Source organism: Streptomyces sp. 15-116A, from assembly GCF_025290915.1.
Taxonomy (GTDB): Bacteria; Actinomycetota; Actinomycetes; order Streptomycetales; family Streptomycetaceae; genus Streptomyces.
Map to the genome: position 1 here is coordinate 1 of NZ_JAOCQE010000106.1, position 19623 is coordinate 19623.

The following is a 19623-nucleotide window of genomic DNA, read 5'->3' on the forward strand; positions in this document are numbered from 1 at the left end:
GGGCGGGCGTGCGGGCCGCGCCGCCGCGCGAGGCGGCCGGTCCTGCGGCGGCCGCGTGAGGGTGCCCTCCAGCAGGGCCCGGTAGGTGGCCTGCAGCTCCTCGCAGGGGTCCACACCGAGCTCCTCGGCCAGCGCCGCGCGGCCGTGGTGGTAGACGTGGATGGCGTCGGCCTGCCGTCCGCTGCGGCACAGCGCGGTCATCAGCTGGCCGCGGACCCGCTCGCGCAGCGGGAACTCTGCCACCAGCCCGGTGAGTTCGGCGGTGATCTGCTCGTGCCGGCCGAGCTCCAGATCGGCCGCGATCCGGTACTCCAAGGTGGCGGCGCGGGCCTCGAGGAGACTCGGCCCCTCGGTCTCGGCGAGATGTTCGGTGGTGTTCGCCAGCGGCGGGCCGCTCCAGCGCGCCAGCGCGTCCCGGAGAAGGTCGGCCGCCTTTTCGTGGTCCCGCGCGAGCAGCGCTTCCCGTCCCGTTCGCGCGAGTTCCTCGAATGCGAACAGGTCGACCCATGCATTTCCTATGGCCATGGCATATCCGGGCGGCCTGCGGTCGATGAGTATGTCGGCGCCGAGCAGCTTCCGCAGCCTGGACACATAGGTGTAGAGCTGGGCGCCGGCGGTGACCGGCGGCGCCCAACCCCACAGCAGCCGGCTCAGCCGGTCGTCGGACACGACCTCGCCGCGGGCCAGCAGCAGTGCCGCGAGCACGGTGTGCAGCTTCGTCCCGGAGATCGGCACCCGGTGTCCCGCACGGCGGACCTCTATCGGCCCGAGCACTCGGAATTCCATGACATCCCCGTTCGTGACGCACGCGAAGAATCTGCGAACGACGCTAGAGGGTCCCGTTATTTTCTCGATATCGTGTCGATTTCACGGGTGACCCGGGACGCGAAAGCGCCGGGACAAGGATTCGAAAGGAGCTCTCCCTAGTGTCCGTTGCACCGCAAAGAGCGGCTGTACGGTCCACCGGCAGAAGGAGTCTCCATGCGCAGCACTCGGACGGCGAAGCGGGCGGCGATCGCGGGTCTGGTCGTTCTGGCCGGACTGGTCACGGGCACCGGCGCCGGGCTGGGTACCACCGCACACTCGGCCGCCGTCACGACGGCGGGTGACATGCCCTGGGGCATCGTCAAGCCGATCGAGCCGGGGGCGTCGGCCGAGGACGACATGCCCTGGGGCTGATCCGCCGAGGGCTCCCGTGAGCTCCGCCGGTCCCGCTGAGGCTTCTCCCGTACCGAGCAGTGACGAGGTGAGGGTCCCATGAGGTCCCTCGGGTCAGGGCCCGCACCGTGCACGGACGGTGCGGGCCCTGCTCGCGCGCCGACGCCGGAAACCCTCGGGCCTCATGCTCAGCCGTCCCGGCGGCCCAGCCGCCTCGCCCACGGCTCTCCCACCCGGTGCCGTGCCTCGGGCGCCGGCCCGGCGCTCAGTCCTTGCCGTCCGCCAGCAGCAGGCGCAACGCCTGCGGGGTGAAGCATCGTTCCGCCTGGGTGCCGGTCACGGCACCGTCGCGTACCGCGGCCATCAGCCGCAGGACGCCCGCCCTCCAGGGCTGCGCTCCGACCTCCCCGAGCGCGGCGTAGGCCCGTTCGAACCTCCGCGCCGCCTCCGCGTGGTCGCCGCCGAGGGCCCACACGCAGCCGAGGTCCGTCTGGACCCGGGCGTACAGGAACCGGTCGGCCAGTTGCTCGGTGATCACCAGGGCCTGTTCCAGCGTGCGGCCCGCCGCCGTGAGGAGGCCCTGGCTCCACTGGGTCTCGCCCAGTCCCCGCAGGGCGTGGGCCTCGCCGATGCGGTCGCCCTCCTTGCGGGCCAGCTGCAGCACGTCGTGGAAGGACTCGGCGGCCAGGTCCAGTTCGCCGGCGTGCAGCCGTACTTCGCCGAGCCGGTACACGCTCTGGGTCTGCGCACGGGCCGATCCGGAACGCCGGCTCAGGGCGACCGCCTCCACGGCCAGCGGCAGTGCGCGGTCCACCTGGCCGCGGTCGAGCTCGATCTGGGCGAGGTAGCCCAGCAGATGGGCCTGGTTGCCGACGTCCCCGGCGGTGGCGAAACCGTCGAGCGCCGCCCGGCAGTGCTCCAGCGCCCGCTCCCAGTCACCCTGCAGCCGGGCGCACATGGCGAGGTTGCGTTGCGCGAGCGCCGCCCCGTGCGGGTCGCCCGTCTCGCGCAGCAGCCGCAGCGCGGCCACGTTGCGGCCCTCGGCCAGCTCGTAGCGCCGCTGGTAGATGGCGAGCGAGCCGAGCAGCCGCAGCATCGTGGCCTCGAAGGCCCGTTCGCCGGTGCGACGGGCCGACGACAGGGACGCCTCGGCGCACCGCTGCCAGTCCTCCAGGTAGTTGCGGGTCTCCAGGTGCAGCACGGCGCTCTCGGTCAGGGCACAGGCGTAGCGGGCCCGGTCCAGCTCGGCCGCGTGCACCACCACGTCGGTGATGGCGGCGCGCTCGGAGTCGAACCAGTCCACCGGTGAGGCCAGCAGGTCGTCCGCCGCGCCCCGCAGGAACCCGGGCGCCGGCTCCGCGGGCCGGCCGAGGGGGAACTCGCGCCCGGCCACGCGCCGATGGGCCTCCTCCGCGAGCCAGAGCCAGGCCGCGAAGGTCCGCTCCAGTACGGCGTCGCACTCCTGCGGCGTCTCGTCCGCCTCGGCGCGTTCGCGGGCGAACAGCTGGAGCAGATCCTGGAAGCGGTAGCGGGCAGCCCGGCCCGGCACCGGGTCGACGGCCTCCAGCAGCTGGGCGTCGACGAGCTGGTCGAGCAGTTCCTCGGCGTGCCACAGATCGGTGTCCACGGTGGCCGCGGCGGCCCAGGCCGCGAAGTCCGCGGTACGCAGCAGCCCGAGCCGGCGGTACATGCGGGCCGCGTCCGGGGACAGGTCGCGGTAGGTCAGGCGGAAGCCCGCCCGTACCCCGCCCTCCTCCGGGCTCAGCTCGTCCAGCCGCCGCCGCTGGTCGCGCAGCCGCTCCACCAGCCCCTGCACGCTCAGCCCGGGTTTCGCGGCCAGCCGGGCCCCGGCGATGCGCAGCGCGAGGGGCAGCCGGTCGCACAGGGCACTGAGCTGCTCCAGGGCCACCGGGTCGCTGCCGAACCGGTCCGCGCCGGCGATCTTGGTGAGCAGTGTGGTGGCCTCGGACTGCGGCAGGACCCGCAGCCGGATGCGCAGAGCGGTGTAGTCACCGGTGACGTCGTCGAGTGCCTCGCGGCCGGTGGCCAGGACGACGCTGCGCCCGCCGCCGGGGAGCAGGGGCCGCAGCTGACCGAACGACCGTACGTTGTCGAGGAGGATCAGCACCCTGCGGGTGCTCAGCAGACTGCGGAAGAGCGCCGCGCGCTCGTCGGGCTCCTCGGGTATCTGAGGGGCGGGTGTGCCCAGCGCCCGCAGGAAGCGGTCCAGTACGGCGGACGGGGAGACCGGCGGGTTCTCCTCGTCGTAGCCGCGCAGGTCGGCGAAGAGCTGGCCGTCGGGGAAGCGCTCGGCCGCCTGGCTCGCCCAGTGGACGGCGAGCGCGGTCTTGCCGACGCCGCCGACTCCGACGATCGTCGCCACGGCGGGGGCGTGCGGGTGGTACGGCTCCTTGAGGCGCCGGTCGAGTGCGGCCAGCTCCTGCTGCCGTCCGGTGAAGCGCCGTACGTCCGCAGGGAGTTGGGCGGGAACCGTGTGGACGGTGACCGATGCCGCCGGGGCGGCGGCGGGCGGCCGGGTCAGTTCCGGCGAGTCGTGCAGGATCAGGTCGTGCAACTGCTGGAGCGGCGGGCCGGGTTCGATGCCGAGCTCCTCGTTGAGCAGCCGGCGGCCCTGCCGGAAGACCTCCAGGGCCTCGGCGCGCTGGCCGGAGCGGTACAGCGCCAGCATCAGGTGCTCGCGCGACTGCTCCCGCAGGGGGTGCCGGGCCACCAGCTCGCCGAGTTCACCGGTGAGGGCCCGGTGCCGGCCCAGTTCCAGCATCAGGCCGGCGCGCTCCTCTATCAGGTCGAGGCGCAGTTGTTCGAGCCGGGCAGCCTCGGCCTCGATGCGTTCCCCGGTCAGTTCGTCGAGGGCCGGGCCGCGCCATGTGCTGAGCGCCTCCTCCAGCAGGCCGCACGCCTCCTCGGCCCGCCCCAGCCGGGCGGCGTCGCGGCCGCGTTCGGCCTGCTGTAAGAACTCCACGACGTCGATGCGGTGTTCGCCGCCGGCCAGGACGTATCCGGGCGGGGAGGTGAGGAGCAGTTCGCTCTCGCCTGCCTCCTTGAACGTCTTGCGCAGGGTCGCCACGCAGATGGCGATCTGGTTGCGGGCGGTCGCCGGGGGCGCTTTCGGCCAGACGGCGTCGACGAGGGTGTCGACGGAGACGATCCGGTTGGCGGACAGCAGGAGCATCGCCAGCGCGGTCGACTGGCGTCTGCCCTTGATGCGCAGGGGGACGCCGTCGGCCTCGACGTGCAGGGGGCCCAGCAGTCTGAACACCAACTGATTCAACGGTCCCCCCGGACTGCGGCCTTCGACAGGTCGGTAACGGTACAACAAGGCAGGAATGCCGTTCGGTCGGCGACCGGCGGCCGGATCGGGCGGTATGACGCCGTGGCTGCTCCCCTGGTCGGAGGGAGCTCGGCCGCCGCCCGGACCCGTCTCAGGACGGGACGCGCGGCGCGACGGTGCACAGGGCCCGCGACAGTCCGTTCAGGGACTCCACGGTGCGCCGGAGTTCGGCCTCCCCGCCGAGCTTCTCGCACAGCTGCTCGGCGAGTTCGGCGTGGCCGGGGCCGACGTCGCGCAGCGCCGCCCGGCCGGGCCCGGTGGCGGTCAGCAGCCGGGCGCGGCGGTGGGCCGGGTTGTCGCGGTAGGCGGCGAGCCCCTGGTCCACCAGGAGGTCGGCGAGCCGCTGCACGCTCTGACGGGTGGTGCCCAGCAGCCGCGCGATGTCGGACACGGTCCGCGGCCCGTCTCCCACCGCGTCGAGGACCTGCCACTGCGCGGCGCTCAGTCCGGAGTTCCGGGCCAGCTCGTTGAGGAGCGCGACGAACCGGCCGTTGAGCTGGAGCACGGCGACGGCGGAGCGGCTGAGGGCGTCGACGGCGGTCATACGGTCTGTGCCCTCACCGCCGGATGTCGCAGCACGCACAACGTCCCCCTCGGACAGAAAGGCACACTGATCGACTCGCGGTGTGCCGCAGACGGCGTTTCCGGACACGCGTTGGCACCGTACAGGTGACCGACACCCGTGTCTATGTTGTCGCCCATGAGTGGAATGAGCGCTACCGCCTGCGGCGATACGGCTATTGAATCTTGGACATCTTGGACTTGACCAGGGGCGCGGCACCGGACCCCCTTCGGTGAGGACGGCCCGCTCGGTTGAGCCGTCGGCCGGCTGGGAGCAGGCTGGAAGGCAGCGGAACTTCGCGAGCGGTCCAGCCAAGCGCGGGAGGTCGACGTGGCCGCTGCTCCCGGTGATGTGCGGCCGGCCCGGCGACAGGCCCCCTCGGCCGCGGTGGACGCGCACGGTGTGATCGTCGCCTGGGGCAGGGGTGCGCAGGAGCTGCTCGGGTACGCGCCCGCCGACGTGGTCGGTGAGAGGGCCGCGACCCTGCTTGCGCAGCCGCTTCCCGCCGCCGCGCGGCGTTGCGCCGCCCGGCGCGAGGCGTGGGACGGGGAGATCGCGGTGCGGCATCGCGACGGCCGGCGTCTGCGCGTCCGGCTCCTGGCACACCCGCTGCTGGACGCGGCCGGGGAAGCACGCTGGTTCCTCACCGGGCCCGCGCCCGAGGTGTCCGCAGCGGCGGGCCCGGCCGACGGCCGTGACGTGGGCGACGACATGAAGCGCCGCTGGGGGGGCGTTCGCCCGCACCGGGAGCCCCGACCTCCCCGGTGAGACGCGGTGGCCGGTGGCGGGCGCCCGGTACACCGTCCTGGCCCTGAACCCCGAACACACCCGGGTCTCGGCCTCGTTCGCGGACGATCACCAGTGCGCGTTCTGGTCCGGCTCGCAGGCTCCGGCCGAGCGGGAGGGTTCCGGCGGCGTGCGGAGGCAGGGGCTCTCGTCCCGCGGCTGATCATTCGTCCCGCGGCTGATCAGCGGTGCGGGCCCGGCAGCGGTTCGGCCGGTTCCGGCAGCCCGGTGAGACCGGCCTCCGGTGTCGCGTGCTCCGGGGCCGGCTCGGCGTTCTCACCGAGGAAGCCGCCGGACTGGTGCTGCCAGAGCTTGGCGTAGGCGCCGTCCGCGGCGAGCAGTTCCCCGTGGCTGCCCTGCTCGACGACGCTGCCGCGGTCCAGGACGACGAGCCGGTCCATGCCGGCGACGGTGCTCAGACGGTGGGCGACGACGAGGGCCGTCCGTCCCTCCATCAGCCGCCACAGGGCGTCCTGGACGAGAAGCTCGCTCTCCGAGTCCAGTGCGCTGGTCGCCTCGTCGAGCAGCAGGATCGGCGCGTCGCGCAGCACCGCCCGGGCGAGGGCGACGCGTTGGCGCTGGCCGCCGGAGAGTTTCACGCCCCGCTCCCCCACCAGGGTGGCGAAGCCGTCGGGGAGCTGGTCGGCGAACTCCGTGACGTGCGCGGCAGCGGCCGCGGCGCGGATCTCCTCGTCGGTGGCGCCGGGCCGGGCGAAGGCGATGTTGTCCCGCAGGCTGCGGTGGAACATGGCGGGTTCCTGCGGCACGTAGGCGATCAGTGAGCGCAGGTCGACCTGGCGCAGGCGGCTGATGTCCTGTCCGCCGATGAGGATGCGTCCGCCGTCGATGTCCGACATCCGCAGCAGGAGCCGGGTGAGGGTGGTCTTGCCGCCGCCGGACCTGCCGACCAGACCGACCCGTGTGCCCGCGGGCACCTCCAGGTCGAGGCCCTGGAAGATGGGCTTCGCACCCATGTGGGCAAAGGTCACCGACTCGAAGCGGACGCCGGTGTCCCGTGGGGCGAGCGGTTCGGGTTGCGCCGGGTCGAGCACGGTGGGCGGGTCCAGCAGCAGCTCGGTGAACTGCGCGGCCTCGGTCATCGAGCTCTCCAGGCGCCGGTAGATCTGGTTGAACTCGAACATGATCTGGGTCGCGTTGGAGTAGTAGGTGAAGGCGACCACGATCGCCTCCACCGAGTGCCCCGAGCCGCCGAAGGCGATGGCGACCATCAGTCCCAGTACGTTGGTCGCCACGGACAAGGGGGCGATCAGGGTGTCGACGCGCAGATTTCCGTAGTCCCACGACTTCAGGGTCAGGCGGCGGGAGTCCGCGACGCGGCGGCGGTGCTCCTCGGCCTCCCGCCGCTCGGCCGCGAACGCCCGGATGGTCTCCATGTTCATGAGGCTGTCGGCCACATGTCCGGAGACCCGGGCGATCGCCGCCTCACGGTCGTTGACGAGCCGCTGACGGCGCCGGATGAGTGGTGCCGCGGCCGCCACGGTGACCGCGATCATCACCAGGAGGCCGACGACGAGCATCGGTTCGTAGCGCCACATCACCACCGCGCCGAACACCAGCGGGACCAGACTGCCCACGATCCGGAACGTCAGCGTGTCGACGAAGTCCTCGAAGCGCCTGCCGTAGCTGAGCACCCGTTTGGTCAGGGATCCGGCGAAGTTGTCATGGAAGAACGCCGCGTCCTTGGCGAGGAGTTCGTCCATGCCGCTGACATAGAGGTGTTCCATGCCGAGGGCGTCCACGCGGTTCAGGCAGTGCACCCCGATCCGCCACACGCCCTCGGCGAGCAGCAGCGTGACGCCGAAGCCCAGGACGTACGGCAGCGCCGAGGCGAGGGTGAGCCCGCCGGCGTCGGCGGCCTGGCCCGCCAGTCTGGCGATCAGCAGGGGGGCGACATAGCGGATGCCGATGTTGCCCACGGCCGGCAGCAGCAGCGCGGGCAGGGCCCAGCGTCGTAGGCGGAGCAGTTCGCGGCCGTAGTGGCGCAGGGCGAGAACGACGGCACTCCTGGCGGGCGCCGGCCCTCGTGTGTCTGAAGTCCCCATCACACTCCCGGAGGTCGGAATCCGGCAGTGTCCCGTCGGACCAGGGCCGCGGTCCAGGCATTTAACGCGGACGGGCGATAACCGGACACCCACCGCGCGCGCCGGGAAGGTCAGCGGCGGCGCAGTGACGGGTCGAGAAGGGCGGGCGGGGTGTCGTGCTTCTCGTGAGGGGCGAGGTCGGTACCGGGGGCGACGATGGCGTCGATGGCGTCGAGCACGTCATGGGAGAGCACGGTGTCCGCGGCGGCGAGCTGTGTGCGCAGGTGGTCCAGGGTGCGGGGGCCGATGAGTGCGCTGGTCACCGCGGGGTGCGCGGTGACGAAGCCGAGGGCGAGCTGGATCATCGTCAGGCCCGCCTCGTCGGCGACCGCGGCCAGTCGCTCGACGGCGTCGAGCCGGGCGCGGTTGGACGGAATGGTGAGGTCGAAGCGTTCCGGCATGAACGCCGAGCGGTTGGTGCTGATCTCCCGCCCCTCGCGGACGGCACCCGTCAGCCAGCCCGAGGCCAGCGGGCTCCACGCCAGCACGCCGAGCCCGTACTCCTCGGTCACGGGCAGGACATGGGCCTCGATGCCGCGCTGCAGGACGGAGTAGCTGGGCTGTTCGGTGACGTACCGGCTCAACCGGTGCTCGCGGGCGGCCCATTGGGCCTGGACGATGCGGTGGGCGGGGAAGGTCGAGGACCCGAAGTAGCGGATCTTGCCCGCTCGCTGAAGGTCCGTCAGCGCCGACAGGGTCTCCTCGTCGCTGGTGCCCGGGTCCCACCGGTGGATCTGGTAGAGGTCGACGTGGTCGACGCCGAGCCGGCGCAGGCTGTCCTCCAGCGCGGTGACCAGCCAGCGGCGCGAGGCGCCCCGGTGATTGCGCTCCTCGCCGATCGGCATGGCCGCCTTGGTGGCGAGGACGAGGTCGTCGCGGCGGCCCGCGATGGCCTTGCCGACCATCTCCTCCGACTGGCCCTGGCTGTACATGTCGGCGGTGTCGATGAGATTGATGCCCGCCTCCAGGGCGGCGTCGACGAGGGCGGTGGCCTCGTCCTGGGTGGTGCGCCCGATCTTCCCGAAGTTCATCGCGCCGAGCGCGAGGGTGCTGATCTGTACGCCGGTGCGGCCCAGGGTGCGGTACTGCATGGCTGCGTCTCCTCTGGCATCATGAGCAAACGGAACGTCGTTCCGGAACGATGGGAACGATACGGAACACTGTTCCGCTTTGGCAAGAGGCACAGGGAGGAAACAGCGCGGTGAAGGACAGCGACGAGCGCGCGGGGCAGGCGGCCCCGCCCCGGCGGAAGGATGCGCGCCGCAACAAGGAGGCGCTGCTCGACGCGGCCGCGGCGGTCTTCGTCCGATCGGGGGTGGACGCGCCGGTGCGCGACATCGCCGCCGAGGCCGGCGTGGGTCTTGGCACGATCTACCGTCACTTCCCGACACGGGCGGATCTCGTCGTCGCCGTCTACCGGCACCAGGTCGACGCGTGCGCCGAGGCCGGGCCGGAGCTGCTGGCGGCCGGTCCCTCTCCGCATGCCGCACTGGGGCGGTGGGTCGACCTCTTCGTCGATTTCCTGGTCACCAAGCACGGACTCGCCACCGCGCTCCGCTCCGACAGCGCCGGCTTCGAGACGCTGCACGCCTACTTCCTCGACCGGCTGGTGCCCGTCTGCTCCGAGCTGCTCGACGCCGCGTCCGCCGCGGGCGAGATCCGCTCCGGCATCGACGCGTACGCGTTCCTGCGGGGCGTCGGCAACCTCTGCATCGGGGCGGACAGCGATCCCCGGTACGACGCGCGCCGCCTGGTGGAGCTCCTGATCGCGGGGCTGCGCCGTCCGCACGACGGCCCGGCGTGAACCGGCCGCCCCGCGCCTGGGCCGGCTGAGCCCCTACACCTCCGCCGTCAGCCCCTGCTCCGCCCAGATGATCTTGCCGGTCTGGGTGTAACGGGTGCCCCAGCGGCGGGCGAGCTGGGCGACGATCAGCAGGCCCCGGCCGCCCTCGTCGGTGGTACGGGCGTGGCGCAGGCGGGGCGAGGTGCTGCTGGCGTCGGAGACCTCGACGATGAGGCTGCGGTCGCGGATCAGCCGCAGGGAGCCCGGCCCGGCCGCGTGGCGGATCGCGTTGGTGACCAGTTCGCTGACGATGAGCTCCGTGGTGAACGCCAGATGCTCCAGGCCCCACGCGTGAAGCTGCCGGACGGCGGCGCCCCGGGCGTCGGCGACCGCGGCCGGGTCGCCGGGCAGGTCCCAGGAGACGACCTGGTCGGGCGTCAGCACCCGGGTACGGGCGAGCAGCAGGGCGGCATCGTCGGGCGGCGGCCCCGGCAGCAGCGCGTCGACCACGCCCCGGCCGATCTCCTCCAGGGACGGACCGGGCTCGGCGAGCGCCTCACCGAGCCGGGCGATCCCCACGTCGATGTCCCGGTCGAAGGTCTCCACCAGGCCGTCGGTGTAGAAGGCGATGAGACTGCCCTCGGCCAGCTCCACCTCGGCGGACTCGAACGGCAGATAGCCGAGGCCGAGGGGCGGGCCCGCGGGCAGGTCCAGGACCTCGGGCGTGCCGTCCGCGTCGACGACCACCGGCGGGAGGTGACCGGCCCTGGCCAGCGTGCACCGCCCGCTCACCGGGTCGTACACGGCGTACAGACAGGTGGCGCCGAGGAACGCGGTGCCCGTGCCGATGTCCTCGGCGGCGGCCGGCTCCCGCGCGCCGTGCGGGTCCATCAGGCCGATGACCAGGTCGTCGAGGTGGGCGAGGAGTTCGTCCGGGGACAGGTCGAGATTGGCCAGGGTGCGCACCGCGGTGCGCAGGCGTCCCATCGTGGCCGCCGCGTTCATGCCGTGTCCGACGACGTCCCCGACGACCAGGGCGACCCGGGCCCCGGACAGCGGGATCACATCGAACCAGTCGCCGCCCACTCCACTGGGCGCGTCGGCCGGCTGGTACCAGGACGCGACCTCCAGGGCGGATCCCCCGGCCAGCGCCTGCGGCAGCAGGGCGCGCTGCATGGCGCGGGCGGCGGTGCGTTCCCGGGTGAAGCGGCGGGCGTTGTCGACGCACAGCGCCGCACGGGAGACGATCTCCTCGGCGAGCCGCACGTCGTCGTCCTCGAAGGGCCCCAGGCGCCGGGACCGGGCGAAGGTCGCCACGCCCAGGGTGACGCCGCGCGCCCGCACGGGGACCACCATCAGCGAGCGGAAGTCGAACCGCAGGATGGACGCGCCCAGCGTCTCGTCCACGGTCACCCAGGGGCTGGCCTCGCGGTCCAGGGTGCGCTCCACGAGGGTCCTGCTCTCCAGCAGGCACCGCGTCACGGGCGAGGAGGAGGCACGCCGCACCGCCTCCCCCACGGCGAGGCTGGCCTCCGGGCAGCCCTCGCGCACCGAGTGCTGGCCCGCCCGGCGGATCACCGGCGACAGGCCGACCGGCCCGGGGGCGGGTTCCTCGCCCCGCATGACGGAGTCCAGCAGGTCGACGGCGACGAAGTCGGCGACGGACGGCACCGCCACCTCGGCCAGTTCCTGCGCGGTCCGGGTCACGTTCAGGGTGCTGCCGATGCGGGCACCGGCGTCGTTGAGCAGGGCCAGGCGTTCCTGCGCGCGGCGCCGCTCGGTGACGTCGAGGACCATGTAGAGGATGCCGACGGTGCGGCCGTGGCGGTCCTTCATCCCGAAGAACGACACGGAGAGCGCCCGCCCGGGGTCGGGGCTGTCCTCGGAGCTGCGGAACTCGAAGTCCATCTGGGGTTCGCCGGTGCGCAGGACCGCGCGCATCCGCTCCTCGTACGGCTCCGCCTCCTCCCGGGGCAGCACCTCCCGGATCAGCCGGCCGAGCCGCTGTTCGCTGGGGATCACCCGGTCCAGGGGCTCGTTCACCCAGACGTACCGCAGGTCGGTGTCGAGGACGGCCATGCCGACCGGGGCGTGGGCCAGGAACGGGGTGACCATCAGCTGGCCGCCGCCCGGCATGCGCCAGAAGGCCCGTTTCGGCGGCCGGCCGACGTAGCGGCCGAACAGCAGGGCGGCGGCGGTGGCCACCAGCACTCCGGGCACCATTTCGTAGATGCCCGACTCGAGCGGGCCGAGCAGCGGGTTGATCCACTCCCACGCCAGGACCGTGACGGCGCCGGACACGATGCCGGCCATGGCGCCCGCCCAGGTCATCCGGGGCCAGTACAGGGACAGCACGACGACCGGTCCGAAGGCGGCTCCGAAGCCCGCCCAGGCGTAGGCGACGATGCTCAGCACCCCGTCGCCGCGCAGGGCGATCAGCAGGGCCACCAGGATCACAGCGACGACGGCGGCGCGCCCGATCCACACCAGGGAGGTGTCGGAGGCGCGCCGGTTGAGGAACGCGCGGTAGAAGTCCTCCGTCAGGGCGACGGACGACACGAGCAGCTGGCTGTCGGCGGTGGAGATGACGGCGGCCAGTACGGCGATCAGCAGCACCCCGGCGATCCAGGGATCCAGCAGGGTGCGGCACAGCGCGATGAACACCGTCTCGGGGTCGGTCAGCGGTACGCCGAGCTCACCGATGCCGGCGAGGCCCACGAGGGTGGCGCCGGTGAGGACGACGACGACCCAGCCGGTGCCGATGCGGCGGGCGGCGGGGACGTCCTGGCTGCTGCGGATGCCCATGAAGCGGGCCAGGATGTGCGGCTGGCCGAAGTATCCGAGCCCCCAGGCGAGCAGCGACACGATCGCCACGGCGCCGAGGCCGCCGCCGGACATCCACGCGCCGTCCTCGTAGATCACCCGGCTGCCGGGCTCGCGCAGCCCCGGCTCCCTGCGGTCCAGGGCGTCGCCCAGGGGGCCGAAGCCGCCGAGGGAGGCGAGGGCCGTCGCGGGGAGCACCACGAGCGCGAGGAGCATGAGCGAGGCCTGCATGACGTGGGTCGTGCTGACCGCGAGGAAACCGCCGAGGCCCGAGTAGACGACGATCAGCAGGGCGGTGAGGGTGGCGCCCACCTCGAACGGGACGTCGAAGATCGTCTCGAACAGCACGCCGCCCGCGACGAGGCCGCTGCCGACGTAGACGGTGAAGAAGACCAGGGTGACCGCCGCCGAGACCAGGCGGAGCATCCGGGTGCGGTCCTCGAACCGTTCCTCCAGATACGCCGACAGGCTCACGGCGTTCTCCGCGTGCTCGGTGTAGGTGCGCAGCCTCGGGGCGACGAACAGCCAGTTCAGGTACGTGCCGACGGCCAGGCCGACGGCGATCCAGACGTAGCCGATGCCTGCCGCATAGACGGCACCGGGGAGGGCGAGGAACAGCCAGCCGGACATGTCGCTGGCCCCGGCGGACAGACCGGAGACGAGCGGGCTGAGCCTGCGCCCGCCGAGCGCGAAGTCGGTGAAGCGGCGCGTGCGGGTGTAGGCCCAGACGCCTGTTGCGACCATGGCGACCGCGTACAGGACGAACGTGGTCACGATCGGCGCGCTCAAGTCGAACATATGGTCCTCGCCCGCGAGGTTCGCGTTCAGCGTGGCGGCCAACCGGCCGCCCGGAGGCGTCACACCTTGGCGACAAATGTACAGATAGCGGGCGGGTGTTTCCCGGTCTGACGGCCCGGGGAGCCGTCAGACCGGCCGGGGACGCGCGTCGTGGATCAGCCGACCGGGGCCGCCGGGGTGGGCGTGGCGGTGTCGGACTCCTGGGCCAGGCGTTCCATGCCGCTGGTGTCCTTCAGCGGCTTCTCCTTGATGAAGAGGACCGCGATCAGGGCGAGCAGGGCGAACGGCGTGGCGACGAGGAAGAGGTCTCCGGTGGCGACCCCGTAGGCGTGCTCCACGATCTCCCGCATCGGTGCCGGCAGGGTGGTCATGTCCGGCACACCGTGACCGGCGGCCTGGCCGGACCCCGCGGGCACCCCCGACTGCTCCAGGCCCTTGGTCATCTCGGTGGCGACCCGGTTGGCCAGGATCGCGCCGAGCACGCTGGTGCCGATGGTGCCGCCCATGCTGCGGAAGAAGGACAACACCGAGGTCGCGGCGCCCAGTTCGGAGGCGGGCACGTCGTTCTGCGCGGCGAGCACCAGGTTCTGCATCAGCATGCCGACGCCGATGCCCATGATCGCCATGTACAGGCTGAGCAGACCGAAGTGCGTGTCGGCGCCGATGGTGGAGAGCAGCCCGAGGCCGATCGTCATGGCGGCGGCGCCGAAGCCGAGGTAGATCTTCCAGCGGCCGGTGGCGCTGATGATCTGGCCGGCGATCGTGGAGGAGACGAGCAGGCCCAGGATCATGGGCAGGCTCATCAGTCCCGCGACCGTCGGGGACTTGCCGAGGGACACCTGGAAGTACTGGGAGAGGAAGACGGTGCCGCCGAACATGGCCACACCGACCAGCAGGCTGGCGAGCGTGGCCAGCGACACCGTGCGGTTGCGGAAGATGCCCAGCGGGATGACCGGCTCGGCGACCCGCGACTCGACGTAGACGGCGGCCGCGAGGAGCGCCACGCCCCCGGTGACCAGGACGGCGGTCTGCCAGGACGCCCAGTCGAACTGGTTGCCGGCCAGGGAGACCCAGATGAGCAGGGCGCAGACACCCGCGACGATGAGGAACGCGCCCAGGAAGTCGATCTTCACCTCGCGCCGGACCGTGGGCAGCTTCAGCGTGCGCTGCAGCAGCACGATGGCCAGCAGCGCGAACGGTACGCCGATGAAGAAGCACCAGCGCCAGCCCAGCCAGGAGGTGTCCACCAGGACGCCGCCGATGAGCGGCCCGGCCACCGTGCCGACGGCGAAGACGGCACCGAAGATGCCCGCGTACTTGCCGAGCCTGCGCGGCGGGATGATGGCCGCCATGACCACCTGCGCCAGGGCGGTGAGGCCGCCCGCGCCGATGCCCTGGGCGACCCGGCTGAAGATCAGCAGACCCACGTCGTGGGAGAAACCGGCAAGGAGCGAGCCGACCACGAACATGCCGAGGGAGAGCTGGAGCAGCAGCTTCTGGTTGTAGAGGTCGGCGAGCTTGCCCCACAGGGGCACCGTGGCGGTCATGGCCAGCAGCTCGGCGGTGACGACCCAGGTGTAGGAGGACTGACTGGCCTCCAGATCGGCGATGATCCGGGGCAGCGCGTTGGAGACCACGGTCCCGGCGAGGATGGCGACGAACATGCCCGCCATCAGCCCGGACATGGCCTGGAGTATCTGTCGGTGGGACATGGGGGTCGAGGACGCCCCTTCGGGCGCCACGGGTGGTGTCACGTCGTCTCTTTCGCGATGCGGCGGCACGGGGGCGACCCGTCGTGCCAGTGGGGTGGGTACGGACAGCCGGCGTCAGCGGCTCCCGGAGCCGGCGGGCGGCGGCGCTGCCAGCCCGGCCGCGAGGTGGTCGAACGCCTCTCGGAACACGTCGTCGAAGGCGGCCTCGTCCTGGCGGACGCACCAGTGCTCGATGGCGACGCGGACGGCCGCGACGCCGACGGCGGCCGCGAGCCGCGGGTACAGCCCGAGCGCCATCCGTCGCTGCTCGGCCTCGGCCGCCGTGCACCGGGCGCGGTCGCCGGAGAACAGGGGCGATCCGGCGCCGATCCGCTCGGCGATCGCCTCGGCCAGGCCGAGCTCGTCCGCCATGTGGGCACCGATGCTGCGTGCGAGGAGGTCGGGAGACCGGCGCAGCACTTCGGCGTGCAGACGCCACAACTCGTGCTGCTGCTCGATCTCCTGAAGCTCCAGCGCCATGGCGTCGCGCAGCGCCTCGAGCGGTGACAGCTCGGGGGGCGCGTCGAGCAGGGCGCCGCGGACCCGGGCGCTCGACTCCGCGCCGACCATGACGAAGACGTCGTCGCGGGAGTCGAAGTAGTTGAAGAAGGTGCGTGGCGAGACACCCGCCGCCTCGCTGATCGCGTCGACGGTCACGTGCTCGACCCCGTGCTCGGCGGCCATCCGTACCGCCGCCTCCACGAGCGCCGCACGCGTGGCCCGCTTCTTGCGCTCCCGCCAGCCGCCTTCCGCGGCCACCTTCTCCCTCACATATTGCATAGTACGCAAAAATGCAGAGTCTGCAATCTTGCCCCGGGCCGGGCAGGGAACCCGCGCACCCCGGCCTCGGGCTCACCAAGGGGTGCCCGAGGCGGGCAGCCCACCGATACTGGCGTGGGGCGGCTGCCGCTGCTCCCGCCCGGCTGACGACCCGTCAACGTGACTCGGAGGTACCCATGAGGATGCTCATCAACGTCCCGGAGACCGTGGTGGCGGACGCGCTGCGCGGGATGGCGGCGGCCCATCCGGAGCTGGCGGTCGACGTGGAGAACCGGGTGGTCGTACGCCGGGACGCACCCGTGGACGGGAAGGTGGGCCTGGTGTCCGGCGGAGGCTCCGGGCACGAGCCGCTGCACGGCGGGTTCGTCGGCCCGGGGATGCTGTCGGCGGCCTGCCCCGGAGAGGTGTTCACCTCCCCCGTGCCCGACCAGATGGTGCGCGCGGCGGCGGCCGTGGACAGCGGGGCCGGGGTGCTGTTCATCGTGAAGAACTACACCGGCGACGTGCTGAACTTCGACATGGCCGCCGAACTCGCCGAGGACGAGGGCATCCAGGTGGCGAAGGTGCTGGTCGACGACGACGTGGCGGTCACCGACAGCCTGTACACCGCCGGCCGGCGCGGCACCGGCGCGACCCTGTTCGTGGAGAAGATCGCGGGCGCCGCGGCGGAGGAGGGGCAGCCGCTGGAGCGGGTGGAGGCGCTCGCCCGGCAGGTGAACGAGAACTCCCGCAGCTTCGGTGTCGCGCTCAGCGCCTGCACCACTCCCGCCAAGGGCAGCCCCACCTTCGACCTGCCGCCCGGCGAGCTGGAGTTGGGCATCGGCATCCACGGCGAGCCGGGCCGGGAACGGCGGCCGATGATGACCTCGGGCGAGATCGCCGAGGTGGCCGTCCAGGCGATCCTGGACGACATCACCCCGCGCAATCCGGTGCTGGTCCTCGTCAACGGCATGGGCGCGACGCCGCTGCTGGAGCTGTACGGCTTCAACGCCGAGGTGCAGCGGGTGCTGTCAGAGCGGGGCGTGCCGGTCGCCCGGGTCCTGGTCGGCAACTACGTCACGTCGCTGGACATGGCGGGTGCGTCGGTCACCCTGTGCGAGATCGACGAGGAGCTGCTGCGGCTGTGGGACGCGCCGGTGCGTACGCCGGGGCTGCGCTGGGGCATGTGACGGGCGCCGGTTCATCGGATCACACGTGTCTACGAAGCGAGGAGTTCCCGTGCTCGACGCCGATTTCTTCCGCCGTTGGATGACGACGGCCGCCGCGTCGGTGGACCGCGAGGCGGAACGGCTCACCGCCCTCGACTCGCCCATCGGCGACGCCGATCACGGCACCAATCTCCAGCGCGGGTTCGCCGCGGTCAGGGAGGCGCTGGAGAAGGAGCCGCCGACGACACCCGGTGCGGTGCTGACCCAGGCGGGACGGCTGCTGATCTCGACCGTGGGCGGTGCGTCCGGGCCGCTGTACGGGACGCTGCTGCGCCGCACCGGCAAGGCGCTCGGTGACGCCGGTGAGGTCGGCGAGGAGCAGCTGGCCGAGGCGCTGCGGGCAGGGGTGGACGCGGTGATGCGGCTCGGGGGTGCGACGCCGGGCGACAAGACGATGATCGACGCGCTGGTGCCCGCGGTGGACGCGCTCGGCGACTCCTTCGCGGCGGCGCGCGAGGCCGCCGAGGAGGGTGCCGTCGGCACGACGCCGCTGCAGGCGCGCAAGGGGAGGGCGAGTTATCTGGGCGAGCGCAGCATCGGGCACCAGGATCCCGGGGCCACCTCGGCGGCGCTGCTGATCGCCGCCCTGGCCGAGGCGGCGGAGGCCGGCGGTGAGTGACGAGAAGCTGGTGGGGATCGTGCTGGTGTCGCACAGCGCGCAGGTGGCCGCGTCGGTGGCCGAGCTGGCCAAGGGGCTCGCGGGTGCGGGTGCGGCCGTGCCCGTGGCACCGGCGGGCGGCACCGAGTCCGGTGAGCTCGGCACGAGCGCGGAGCTGATCGCCGCGGCGGCCGCGTCCGTCGACCGCGGGGCGGGGGTGGCGGTGCTGACCGATCTGGGCAGCGCGGTCCTCACCGTGAAGGCCCTGCTCGCCGAGGGCGACGAACTCCCGGACCGCACCCGCCTGGTGGACGCCCCGTTCGTGGAGGGCGCGGTCGCCGCGGTGGTCACGGCGGCGACGGGAGCGGACCTCGCGGCGGTGGAAGCGGCGGCAGCGGAGGCGTACACGTACCGCAAGGTGTGAGGACACAGAGGAGACAGAGGGGACATCAGAGGCCACGTCACGGGACGCCGCGCACAGACCTCAGTCGGCGGTCACGAAGGCGCGGGCCAGGCGTTCGCCCGTCTTCTCCGCCGCGCCGCGGTCCTCGATGGGGGTGATCCTGCTGTTCTTGAAGACGATGTAGGTGACCCCCGCGGGTGTGCCTCCGCCGTGGGGGTCCGGGTCGATGCCCAGGGCCTTCGCCGTCGCGTAGGACGCCTCGCCGATGATGCCGGTGGGACCGGTGTCGCCGACGACCGCGTACTGCACGCGGTCGCCGTACACGACCGCCGCGACGGAGCCGCCGCGCACGCCGTGTGCCCGGTAGTCCCACAGGGAGCTGGGCGCGGGCACCACCACGAAGGGCAGCTTCTCCGAGCTCAGCGGGCGGCCGTCGGACTGGGCGAAGGCGGTCGAGGCGGAGAAGTGCGGGTCGGTGCGGGCGTTGCAGTGGGTCCCGGGGCGCCCGTCGCAGTCGATGTCCATGTCGGCCTTCCAGAAGACCGCCTCGGAGGTCCCGCACACGGGGACGGTGGCGGGGCTGCCCTGGTCGGTGCGGTAGCGCCCGTTGGAGACACGGTCGCAGTCCCGCACTTTCGACAGCAGCTCGGCCGCGGTCACGGAGTCCTTGCGCAGGGCGACGGGCTCCGTGCGGGGACCTGACGCGGTGGTGTGCAGGGCCGTGGGGGCGAGCAGGGCGGCACCGGCGACGGCGAGGGTGATCGACTGGACACGGGACACGTAGGGGGCCTCTCACTGGGGGACAGGACGGCAATCAGGGCCAATCTCATCCCGCGGCCGTGCCGGGGCCACCGCAACGCGGCCGGACGACGCACCGAGAACGGCACGTGGCGGGCGGCCGGGGGCCCGAGGCGGTGCCGGCTCCGGCCGCCCGGCCGCGTGGTCGGCGCGGGATCTGCGACGACAGCGGTGTCCGCGCCGCGGGCCTGAACTCCCCCTCGTTCGGGTGCAGTTCAGCCGTCACGACGTCAGCATACGAAATCGCGCCGCGACCACTCACACCCCACCTCTTGATGTGATCGCGTCATCCGCGTCATATTGGTCCGGACCATTGCTCGGAATGTTCCGGTGTGCTGCCCCGGGAGGCTGAATCGTGCGAGGCGTTCCCCCTGCCGTGCCCCGCCGCCGGCTCGCTCTCCGCGGTCTGCTCGTGGGCGGCCTGCTCCTCCTGACCGGTGCCTGCGGCTGGGGCGCCTCGGGCAGCGGGGACGGCGGCCGCCCGCCCGGTGCGCCCACGGGTGTCACGGCGGAGGCGGGCAGCGCCACCAGCGTGCATGTGATGTGGAACGCGGTGGCCGCCGCTGACGCCGAGGTCAGCCGGTACGAGGTGTATCGGGGCCCCACAAAGGTCAAGGAAGTGCCCGGTTCCGAGCACATGGTGGATGTCACCAGGCTCCGGCCGTCGACCACGTATGTGTTCACCGTGCGGGCGCGGGACAAGGACGGCCGGCTGGGCCCG

At 72.6% G+C, this 19623-nt stretch carries 16 protein-coding genes; 7 read left to right on the plus strand and 9 right to left on the minus strand.

The genetic code is table 11. The features are described 5' to 3' along the window. Positions 1–786 (minus strand): AfsR/SARP family transcriptional regulator (locus tag N4P33_RS18515; RefSeq protein WP_260827736.1); only part of this gene is annotated, 786 nt, incomplete at its 3' end. 195 nt (positions 787–981) lie between these two features. On the opposite strand from N4P33_RS18515, the gene N4P33_RS18520 reads away from it, so the two are divergent. Beyond that, positions 982–1179 carry a hypothetical protein gene (locus N4P33_RS18520; RefSeq protein ID WP_260827737.1) on the plus strand — a complete coding sequence of 66 codons (198 nt, stop codon included), beginning with the start codon at positions 982–984 and terminating at the stop codon, positions 1177–1179. 244 nt (positions 1180–1423) lie between these two features. Here the strand turns inward: N4P33_RS18520 and N4P33_RS18525 are convergent, their stop codons facing one another. Further along, positions 1424–4438, minus strand: coding sequence for a BTAD domain-containing putative transcriptional regulator (locus N4P33_RS18525; protein WP_260827738.1), 3015 nt, complete (start codon positions 4436–4438; stop codon positions 1424–1426). A gap of 163 nt (positions 4439–4601) precedes the next feature. Continuing rightward, positions 4602–5054, minus strand: coding sequence for a MarR family winged helix-turn-helix transcriptional regulator (locus N4P33_RS18530; RefSeq protein ID WP_260827739.1), 453 nt, complete (start codon positions 5052–5054; stop codon positions 4602–4604). 348 nt (positions 5055–5402) lie between these two features. Here N4P33_RS18530 and N4P33_RS18535 point away from each other — a divergent pair, with 348 nt between their 5' ends. Then, complete coding sequence (locus N4P33_RS18535; protein ID WP_260827740.1) at positions 5403–5840, plus strand: PAS domain-containing protein; 438 nt, start codon at positions 5403–5405, stop codon at positions 5838–5840. Between the two features lie 200 nt (positions 5841–6040). Here N4P33_RS18535 and N4P33_RS18540 read toward each other — a convergent pair whose 3' ends face one another. After that, positions 6041–7921, minus strand: a complete 1881-nt coding sequence (locus tag N4P33_RS18540) for an ABC transporter ATP-binding protein (protein WP_260827741.1) — start codon at positions 7919–7921, stop codon at positions 6041–6043. Positions 7922–8031: 110 nt separating this feature from the next. Beyond that, positions 8032–9051: an aldo/keto reductase gene (locus N4P33_RS18545; RefSeq protein WP_260827742.1), complete on the minus strand. Its 1020-nt coding sequence runs from the start codon at positions 9049–9051 to the stop codon at positions 8032–8034. A gap of 110 nt (positions 9052–9161) precedes the next feature. Between N4P33_RS18545 and N4P33_RS18550 the strand changes: the two genes are divergently transcribed. Next, positions 9162–9764, plus strand: a complete 603-nt coding sequence (locus tag N4P33_RS18550; protein ID WP_260827743.1) for a TetR/AcrR family transcriptional regulator — start codon at positions 9162–9164, stop codon at positions 9762–9764. A 33-nt stretch (positions 9765–9797) separates the two neighbouring features. On the opposite strand, the gene putP is transcribed toward N4P33_RS18550, so the two are convergent. The 3 genes from putP to N4P33_RS18565 form a co-directional block, all read right to left on the minus strand. Beyond that, positions 9798–13364 (minus strand): sodium/proline symporter PutP, encoded by a 3567-nt coding sequence (gene putP, locus N4P33_RS18555; protein ID WP_260827744.1) that lies wholly within the window; start codon positions 13362–13364, stop codon positions 9798–9800. A gap of 155 nt (positions 13365–13519) precedes the next feature. Next, a complete protein-coding gene (locus N4P33_RS18560) occupies positions 13520–15076 on the minus strand; it encodes an MDR family MFS transporter (protein WP_260827745.1) in 1557 nt (518 codons plus the stop codon). A 114-nt stretch (positions 15077–15190) separates the two neighbouring features. Then, positions 15191–15895 carry a TetR/AcrR family transcriptional regulator gene (locus N4P33_RS18565; RefSeq protein ID WP_260827746.1) on the minus strand — a complete coding sequence of 235 codons (705 nt, stop codon included), beginning with the start codon at positions 15893–15895 and terminating at the stop codon, positions 15191–15193. 176 nt (positions 15896–16071) lie between these two features. Between N4P33_RS18565 and dhaK the strand changes: the two genes are divergently transcribed. The 3 genes from dhaK to N4P33_RS18580 are packed head-to-tail and all read left to right on the plus strand — an operon-like array spanning position 16072 to position 18125. Next, positions 16072–17064 carry a dihydroxyacetone kinase subunit DhaK gene (dhaK, locus tag N4P33_RS18570; RefSeq protein WP_260827747.1) on the plus strand — a complete coding sequence of 331 codons (993 nt, stop codon included), beginning with the start codon at positions 16072–16074 and terminating at the stop codon, positions 17062–17064. A gap of 49 nt (positions 17065–17113) precedes the next feature. Then, positions 17114–17722 (plus strand): dihydroxyacetone kinase subunit DhaL, encoded by a 609-nt coding sequence (dhaL, locus tag N4P33_RS18575; RefSeq protein WP_260827748.1) that lies wholly within the window; start codon positions 17114–17116, stop codon positions 17720–17722. Beyond that, on the plus strand, positions 17715–18125 hold the full coding sequence (locus tag N4P33_RS18580) for a PTS-dependent dihydroxyacetone kinase phosphotransferase subunit DhaM (RefSeq protein WP_260827749.1): 411 nt from the start codon (positions 17715–17717) through the stop codon (positions 18123–18125). Before dhaL ends, N4P33_RS18580 begins: the two co-directional genes overlap by 8 nt. A 60-nt stretch (positions 18126–18185) precedes the next feature. Here N4P33_RS18580 and N4P33_RS18585 read toward each other — a convergent pair whose 3' ends face one another. Continuing rightward, the gene (locus tag N4P33_RS18585) at positions 18186–18884 is read right to left on the minus strand and encodes a glycoside hydrolase family 75 protein (protein WP_260827750.1); all 699 of its coding nucleotides are present in this window, start codon (positions 18882–18884) and stop codon (positions 18186–18188) included. A 373-nt stretch (positions 18885–19257) separates the two neighbouring features. On the opposite strand from N4P33_RS18585, the gene N4P33_RS18590 reads away from it, so the two are divergent. Then, positions 19258–19623 (plus strand): fibronectin type III domain-containing protein (locus tag N4P33_RS18590; protein ID WP_260827751.1); only part of this gene is annotated, 366 nt, incomplete at its 3' end.